The organism is Flavobacterium sp. (assembly GCF_044338735.1).
Classification (GTDB): Bacteria; Bacteroidota; Bacteroidia; order Flavobacteriales; family Flavobacteriaceae; genus Flavobacterium.
The window spans coordinates 1-4200 of sequence record NZ_JBIIWV010000169.1 but is presented as its reverse complement, the minus strand read 5'-3'; the positions used below and the strand labels follow the sequence as shown (position 1 = coordinate 4200).

General features: G+C 31.1%; 6 protein-coding genes. 2 read left to right on the top strand and 4 right to left on the bottom strand.

Translation table 11 applies throughout. From position 1 onward, the window contains the following. Window positions 1-92: 92 nt before the first annotated feature. Together ACIQZC_RS09445 and ACIQZC_RS09440 are read left to right on the top strand one after the other, a co-directional pair. Window positions 93-485: an START-like domain-containing protein gene (locus ACIQZC_RS09445; protein ID WP_396138980.1), complete on the top strand. Its 393-nt coding sequence runs from the start codon at window positions 93-95 to the stop codon at window positions 483-485. A gap of 51 nt (window positions 486-536) precedes the next feature. Next, on the top strand, window positions 537-1376 hold the full coding sequence (locus ACIQZC_RS09440; protein WP_396138979.1) for an aminotransferase class IV: 840 nt from the start codon (window positions 537-539) through the stop codon (window positions 1374-1376). Here ACIQZC_RS09440 and ACIQZC_RS09435 read toward each other — a convergent pair. From ACIQZC_RS09435 to ACIQZC_RS09420, 4 genes are all read right to left on the bottom strand, one after another. Further along, window positions 1369-1932, bottom strand: a complete 564-nt coding sequence (locus tag ACIQZC_RS09435) for a YqgE/AlgH family protein (protein ID WP_396138978.1) — start codon at window positions 1930-1932, stop codon at window positions 1369-1371. The two genes, ACIQZC_RS09440 and ACIQZC_RS09435, sit on opposite strands and share 8 nt — an antisense overlap. A 112-nt stretch (window positions 1933-2044) precedes the next feature. Next, the gene (locus ACIQZC_RS09430) at window positions 2045-2323 is read right to left on the bottom strand and encodes an HU family DNA-binding protein (RefSeq protein WP_396138977.1); all 279 of its coding nucleotides are present in this window, start codon (window positions 2321-2323) and stop codon (window positions 2045-2047) included. Window positions 2324-2497: 174 nt separating this feature from the next. Beyond that, window positions 2498-3445 carry a methionyl-tRNA formyltransferase gene (gene fmt / locus ACIQZC_RS09425; RefSeq protein WP_396138976.1) on the bottom strand — a complete coding sequence of 316 codons (948 nt, stop codon included), beginning with the start codon at window positions 3443-3445 and terminating at the stop codon, window positions 2498-2500. Then, the coding region (locus tag ACIQZC_RS09420) for a RecQ family zinc-binding domain-containing protein (RefSeq protein WP_396138975.1) at window positions 3432-4200 on the bottom strand (769 nt) is incomplete at its 5' end. The genes ACIQZC_RS09420 and fmt, both read right to left, overlap by 14 nt.

The window sequence follows — 4200 nt, the reverse complement described above, 5'->3', positions numbered from 1 at the left end:
TTCTTTGCAAACATTATTTTATAAAATAAATTAAAATCTTTTTTGTATTTTCAATATTTTCTCTATATATTTCGTGTCTTAAAAATAATCAAATGAGTGTAAAAGTAAAATATGAATTAGAATTCCCATTTCAGTCTTCGCCACAATTACTATATCAATATATATCTACTCCATCAGGACTTTCGGAGTGGTTTGCAGACAATGTAAATTCGAGAGGAGAATTTTTTACATTTATTTGGAACGATTCAGAAGAAAAAGCAAAATTAGCCTCAAAAAAAACAGGAGAACGCATTAAGTTTAAATGGCTTGAGGAAGATGGAACTGAAACAGATTATTTTTTTGAATTGAAAATTATGGAAGACGAAATCACTAAAGACGTTTCAATCATGATAACCGATTTTGCTTACGAAGACGAATTAGAAGAGTCAAAATTACTTTGGGAAAACCAAATTTCCGACTTAAAACATGTATTAGGTTCTGTTTAAAAATTCAGTAGAAAGAAGTATATTTGTCCCGATTTTAATCGGGATTTTTTTATGGTAAATTTTAACGGAACTATTCAGGAAAGCAGTAAAATAGTAATAGAATCTAATCGCGGATTTTTAGTAGGTGATGCTGTTTTTGAAACAATTAAAGTTGTTAATAATAAGGTCTTATTTCTTGAAGATCATTATTTTAGACTAATGGCTTCCATGCGTATTTGTCGTATGGAAATTCCTATGCTTTTTACGATGGAATATTTCGAGGAACAAATTTTACAATTAGTTGCTAGTTTTTCACAAAACCAATCGTTTCGTATTCGATTTTCTATTTATAGAGCTGGTGCAGGATTTTATGCGCCTGTTTCAAATGAGGTTGAATTTATAATTAGTGCAACTCCTTTGCAACAAGATGTTTACCAAATTGAGAAGGAACAATATGAAGTAGAATTGTATAAAGATTTTTATATCCCGAAACAATTGCTTTCTACCCTCAAAACCAATAATAAAATGTTGCAAATTGTAGGTACTATCTTTGCAAAAGAAAACGGATATGATAATTGCATACTACTTAATGAGGAAAAAAATGTAGTAGAAGCGTTGCAAAATAATTTATTTATGAAAATGGGAAACGAGATTGTTACCCCACCTATTTCTGAAGGTTGTTTAAATGGTATAATGCGAAAACAAGTGCTTGAACTGCTAAAAAAAATGGAAGGTATTATTGTTAAAGAAGCGATAATTTCACCTTTTGATTTACAAAAAGCAGACGAATTATTTCTAACCAATGTAATTTCAGGGATTCAACCCATAACGAATTACAGAAAAAAAAGTTATACCATTGATTTTTCAAAAATAGTGGTTTCCCAACTTAATGCTAGCCTTAATCTTAGTTAAGTGCCGGATTTTCGGGTGCATTAGAAAATAAAACATATTCGCCACCTTGCTCAATGATTTTATCCTTCCAAAATTGTGCACTAGACTTGGATAATATTTTGTCTTTCATCAAATTTTCGGAAACAATCCAGGAGTTTTCTTCAAGTTCATCCTCTAATTGATTAACGCTCCAACCCGTGTAACCTAGAAAAAAACGAATGGTTTCTTTTGAAATTTTCTTTTCATTGATCAATTCTCTTGTTATGTCAAAATCACCTCCCCAATAAATACCATTTGAAATTTCAATGCTATTAGGAATAAGATCAGGAATGGTATGAATAAAGTATAAATTATCTTGTTCAACTGGGCCGCCATTATAAATTTCAAAAGAAGCATCAATATCAATGATCAAATCATTAATAGTATAATTTAAGGGTTTATTTAAAATAAAACCTATGGAACCTTCAGTTGCATTATGTTCTGTTAATAAAATTACAGAGCGAGTAAATGAAACATCACCTAATATTGATGGTTCAGCTATAAGTAAATGTCCTTTTTGTGGTAAAATTGACTTCATTTTCTGCAGGTTTAATTTATAAAGTTATAAAATAAAATAAATCAAACAAATTATATAAACGAAAAAGTCCCGATATTATCGGGACTTTATCTTGTTTTATAATCAAAAAATATTATTTTTTGTTTACTGATCCGTCTAATTCAGCACCAGCTTTGAATTTTACTACATTTTTAGCAGCAATTTTGATAGTTTTTCCAGTTTGCGGATTTCTTCCATCTCTAGCAGCTCTTGCAGAAACTGACCAAGATCCGAAACCTACTAAAGAAACTCTTCCACCTTTTTTAAGAGTACCTTCAACATTGCTTAAAAATGATTCTAAAGCTAATTTAGAAGCTGCTTTTGTAATTCCAGCAGAAGCTGCCATTGCATCGATTAATTCTGATTTGTTCATGATAAAGTTATTTAATTGGTTAAACATTATTATTTAATAGCAAATTTAGCGGTATAATTGAGCTACGCAAACATTCAGTATTATTTTTGATTAAAATGTTAATAAAATAGGTTAAATGTTAATAACATTAGCTTTTTTTCTTGATTTTAGGCGGTTTAAGGGCGTTTATTGACCTTATTGGGCTACTGCGTTTTCAGTAAACGTAATACCATTTAACAATTCATGCGCCTGCATTTTCTTTTTCCCTGGGAATTGCAGACAAGTTATTTTTAAAAAACCATCGGTTGTATAAATTATAAAGTCTTTTTTAGTTGTAAAAATAGTTCCTGCTTTTTTGTTGTGCGTTGTTGCCTCAAAAGTTGCTTCATAAAATTTAACATTCCATTCGGCAGTTCCATCCTTTATATACGACCAAGCTGCTGGATAGGGTGACAATCCTCTAATTAAATTTAAAATGGTATTGCCGGGTTGAGTCCAATCAATTTTACAATTTTCTTTATTCAATTTATAAGCAGTTTTTTCTTCAGTTGCTGAATTTTGTATAGTTGTAGTAACTTTTTCAGTTTTAATTAACTCTAAAGTTTCTATAACTGCATCGCTACCCAGCTGCATTAAGCGATCATGCAATTCACCAGCAGATTCATTTGTACCAATAGGAGTTTCTTTACTTAAAATTAGTGCTCCCGTATCAATTTTATCATCAATAAAGAAGGTAGTAACTCCTGTTTTAGTTTCGCCATTAATTATCGCCCAATTGATTGGTGCGGCTCCTCTATATTCTGGTAATAATGAAGCATGTAAATTAAATGTGCCTAGTTGGGGCATTTTCCAAACAACTTCTGGAAGCATTCTAAAGGCTACAACGACTTGTAAATTGGCATTTAATTGTTCTAATTCAGATAAAAATTCAGTTGCTTTTAAATTGGTAGGTTGCAATACATTTAAGTTTTTTGCCAAAGCATATTCTTTAACAGCACTAATACTAACTTTTTGACCACGACCCGCTGGTTTATCAGGTGCGGTTATGACGCCCACAATTTCATAATTATTTTGATAAATAGTATCCAAAATACCCACTGCAAAATCGGGAGTTCCCATGAATACAATTCTAAGTTTTTCCATGCTGAATGTAATAATATTGATTGTGTGAATTTATCGCAATTTTATTTTGTTCCAATAATAATTGAAGTGCAAAGATAGTTGCTTCACCCGAAATTTGAAGGCTATCTTCTATTTCCCTTGACGACAAAGGAGATTTTTTTACTAATTGTTCAATCAATACAATGGCTTCAATTGGGTTTGCTTTTTTTTTCGCCATGCAAAACGAACAAATGCCACAATCTTCAGTAACTGTTTCTTCAAAATAGGCGAGTAGTAGCTTATTTTTACAAGTGTCTGCATTTGTAATGTATTGAAGGACACTTTTAAACTGTTCTTGTTTCAATTGAATTTGGTGTTCCAAAAATTTTGCAATTCGATTAATCGTTAAATCATCTTCTCTCGCTTCATTAAATGTCAATGTGCTGTCGTTGTTTTTAGCATTCATATGTACACAGCCTCTTTCGGCAAGTTGCTGAATTACTTTTTCAACAATGGCTTCTGTACTGTTTGATTTTTTTGCAATCAATGCAGGATTTATAGCAGTTTCTATATCAAAAATTCCCGAATAGGTTCTTAAAATAGTTGTAATAATGGGTTCGTCATGCGGATTTAAACTGATGTAACGCAGCACTTCCTTGCTCGGAATAATAAATTGCATATTGATTTTTTCAGACGATTCACTTTGAAAAGTTAGAACACCTTGTCGGTCTAAAAATTGTAAACTAGCAAAAGTTTTTACAATTGGAAATTGATACTGCACACAAAAATGATTCATA

Coding starts and splice junctions, on each gene's coding strand:
- ACIQZC_RS09430 (WP_396138977.1), bottom strand. CDS start 2,323: ATGAACAAATCAGAATTAATCGATGCAATGGCAGCTTCTGCTGGAATT.
- ACIQZC_RS09445 (WP_396138980.1), top strand. CDS start 93: ATGAGTGTAAAAGTAAAATATGAATTAGAATTCCCATTTCAGTCTTCG.
- fmt (WP_396138976.1), bottom strand. CDS start 3,445: ATGGAAAAACTTAGAATTGTATTCATGGGAACTCCCGATTTTGCAGTG.
- ACIQZC_RS09435 (WP_396138978.1), bottom strand. CDS start 1,932: ATGAAGTCAATTTTACCACAAAAAGGACATTTACTTATAGCTGAACCA.
- ACIQZC_RS09440 (WP_396138979.1), top strand. CDS start 537: ATGGTAAATTTTAACGGAACTATTCAGGAAAGCAGTAAAATAGTAATA.